Consider the following 2893-nt stretch of genomic DNA (forward strand, 5'->3'; position numbering starts at 1 on the left):
GCCAATTATTTAATCCGACAAAACTTCATTTATGGTCATGGCTATTTGACCTATAATCAGATGGCCTCTCTGATGAAAAAGACAGAACAGTATCAAGCTTTACCCGCTAAAGTTTCCCAACAAGTTTTAAGAGGATTAGACCGGAACTGGCAATCATTTTTTGCCGCTTCATCGGAGTTTAAAAGTCACCCCGATAAATTTCTGGGAAAACCCAAAATCCCTGGCTATAAGGAGCCAAAAAAAGGACGAAATCTCTTAGTTTACACGATTCAAGCTATAAGCAAAGTAGGTCTTAGGCAAGGAATAGTCAAACTATCACCGGACTTCAATTGCCTTGCCGACAAGAGTAGAGGAGCGCATAAGTAGTCGTGCAAAATTAATTTCCTAGTGAAGATAGGCAAGAGGCAAGAGGCAAGAGGCAAGAGGTGGTTAGATATGTGTAATTAATTTTGCTTAGGTACTTAGCAGAAGTCAGAATAGTTCCTAAATGTGATTGTTATGTAATCGAGGTAATTTATGGGACAGAGTAAATTCGGCTAAAACAGCGTCATGATTGATGGATGTGTCAGTATAGCCACTTCCTTTGGGTGCGGGAGATAAGTGAAAAGATTTTTTCGGTTTGGATAAATAGCCTTTCGCTATTAAAAATGATTCTATAGCCGTTTGTACTGTATCAGAAGAAGATACCTTATGCTCTTGATTGTAGGCGGCTAGAGCATTAATTATGGTGGTGGGTAGCTCAATCGTCACCTGTTGCATAACCAAAATCCTCTTGATTTAATTATGTCCCTATTATACAATAAACCCCCTCAACTGACTGAATGAAGGGACATTAATTACACTTTGGTAAGCAATTTAGCCTACTTTTGTGGTTTAGTTTTCTGATGTTTTGGATGATTTTAGTTTGCGCTTCAGGGTTGAAGCTGCACCGAGAGTGCCGAGGGTTAATAAGCTGAGGAATGTAGAGGGTTCGGGAACGGCGACAGCTTCGAGTGCGTCAATGTTCTCATTTACCTCTAATCCCGTCCAGAACTCTACTGTGTCCTTGACATTGAAAGCTGTATCCCAGACGTGTCCACCGTGGATGAGAAACTTCGCTGAAGGTTCAGTTGATAGCCAAACAAAGATCTCCCCACCATCTAAGTCTTTTGAGGGATCGTTGTCAGTAATAATGGCATCGTTATCTCCATCGATTGGTTTGAGGCTAAAGAGGATGTCGTTTTCCCATGTCATCAGTCCATCAAGGTCAATCTTCGCATCAGTGATATCTAAACCGGGAAAAAGAGGAGTGATTGCAGCGGCGATATCCGCTTTAAGGAAGAGACAATCGCCATTACTCTTGAATACACTGCATCCCAGAGGATCGCCCAAAAGGGAGTAACGGTTAGCATCATCTACAGGTAGTTCAGGACCGTTTAGCAGTACACTGTTGACTCTATCTTCTAAAGGCACTGTCGGATCTTGAACAGGTGCCCAAAGTTCTAAACCTTCTACGTTATTTGGTTCAACTTGGTTGATTTGTGCTGGTGTCGCCCACACTCCTATCTCTTTGTACGGGAAAGGCAAAAGTACTTTATGGTTAGGACGTTCATAGAAGATGTAGTTATCGAAAGCCGTGCGCGGTCCTCCGGGCAACCCAGTCGAAAACACGAGTGGAACTAAATCTTCGATCACTTCATAGAAGAGTAAATCCTTCCGGTTAGCCAAGGCATCGACTTGGAAAGGATCGGGTGCTGCAATGCCAGATTGAGGATTCCAAAGAGTTAAAAAGTTACTCGTGTTGGTTGTCCCACCTGTGCCATCCCAGGCAATTACTTGACCAGGATTAGGGGTATGTAAGGGATTTCCATTCCTGTCTGGATCTTCAGAATACTCCTTTCCTGGAACTTGAGGGGGAAATGGTACCTCCTTTCCACTGGGATCGACAAAGGGACCGGGGGAGTTAAATGGTCCTGCCAATACTTGGGATGGGGCCACCGTGACACCCAGTAAGAGCCAGGAAGAGAACAAGAGTTTATGAGTGATTTTCATGATTATTGCTCTAGCAGATTTCGTATTGCGATTATCCCCTCGCCGCTAGGTCAGGCAACAGCCCAACCCAACGCCAAAGGAGGATGGCAACAGCTTACACAACACCTATTCCCTGGGGAATCTATCTTGAGAATGATTTGAAATATGCTAAGTTGGGATGTTATGTAACGATCGCATCTAGCCAGTACTATGAGTGAAATTAGCATCGGGGGAAAAGTCCGTCTGATTGCCATTCCCCCTTACCTGAAAACCGCCGATCCTATGCCTATGTTACGGCCGCCGGATCTGCTCGATATCGACGATATAGGCACGGTAATCGATCGCCGGCCGGGGGGTTATTGGGGTGTAAAATTCGATCGAGGCTCATTTCTGCTCGATAGCAAATATTTAGAAGCTATTTAAACCAGTTAAGTAAGTGCATCGAAGTCAAGACAACTTTTAACCAAGGTAAAACCATCGGTCATTGGCTGCCAGGAACTGCCTGCTTGGATGATTAAATCCCACCTTCCGCACTTCTTAACATTCAATTGATAATTTTTACTAATACATTGCTTACAACCTTTTGCCAGTAAAGATTGTAGCTACAAGGATCGATTTTCATCAATGGGAAGAATTGTAATTTGTTTTCTCAGAAAAAATCAATTATTGAAAATGTTCTCAATAGTAGTTTCTACAATGAAGCTTTTTCGTCAAAACATCTTGGGGAATGCAAAAATATATAAAGCAGAAATGTTGAATCTCGTAACAAAACTTTACATTTAAGAACATGACAACCCCAGAACGCCATTTTTCAGATTGAATAGACAATTTTCCTAAACCAGTGTACATAGCTGATATGTTGACACATAAAACTCTGTAAATA

General features: G+C 42.4%; 3 protein-coding genes and 1 pseudogene. 2 read left to right on the forward strand and 2 right to left on the reverse strand.

What is annotated here, in order from left to right; translation table 11 throughout:
* A pseudogene (locus ACE1AQ_RS22845) lies at nucleotides 1-366 on the forward strand (hypothetical protein); the annotation flags it as partial.
* A 117-nt stretch (nucleotides 367-483) separates the two neighbouring features.
* On the opposite strand, the gene ACE1AQ_RS22850 reads toward ACE1AQ_RS22845, so the two are convergent.
* Together ACE1AQ_RS22850 and ACE1AQ_RS22855 are read right to left on the reverse strand one after the other, a co-directional pair.
* The gene (locus ACE1AQ_RS22850; protein WP_008201127.1) at nucleotides 484-759 is read right to left on the reverse strand and encodes a hypothetical protein; all 276 of its coding nucleotides are present in this window, start codon (nucleotides 757-759) and stop codon (nucleotides 484-486) included.
* A gap of 114 nt (nucleotides 760-873) precedes the next feature.
* Complete coding sequence (locus ACE1AQ_RS22855; protein WP_110545953.1) at nucleotides 874-2031, reverse strand: PEP-CTERM sorting domain-containing protein; 1158 nt, start codon at nucleotides 2029-2031, stop codon at nucleotides 874-876.
* A gap of 189 nt (nucleotides 2032-2220) precedes the next feature.
* On the opposite strand from ACE1AQ_RS22855, the gene sipA reads away from it, so the two are divergent.
* Nucleotides 2221-2433: a regulatory protein SipA gene (sipA, locus tag ACE1AQ_RS22860; protein ID WP_008201130.1), complete on the forward strand. Its 213-nt coding sequence runs from the start codon at nucleotides 2221-2223 to the stop codon at nucleotides 2431-2433.
* Nucleotides 2434-2893: the final 460 nt, after the last annotated feature.

Origin of the sequence: Microcystis sp. BLCC-F209 (assembly GCF_041928595.1) — a bacterium.
Taxonomy (GTDB): domain Bacteria; phylum Cyanobacteriota; class Cyanobacteriia; order Cyanobacteriales; family Microcystaceae; genus Microcystis.

Bases quoted from the DNA above. Each gene is read 5' to 3' on its own strand.
- ACE1AQ_RS22850 (WP_008201127.1), bottom strand. From the start codon at position 759: ATGCAACAGGTGACGATTGAGCTACCCACCACCATAATTAATGCTCTA.
- sipA (WP_008201130.1), top strand. From the start codon at position 2,221: ATGAGTGAAATTAGCATCGGGGGAAAAGTCCGTCTGATTGCCATTCCC.
- ACE1AQ_RS22855 (WP_110545953.1), bottom strand. From the start codon at position 2,031: ATGAAAATCACTCATAAACTCTTGTTCTCTTCCTGGCTCTTACTGGGT.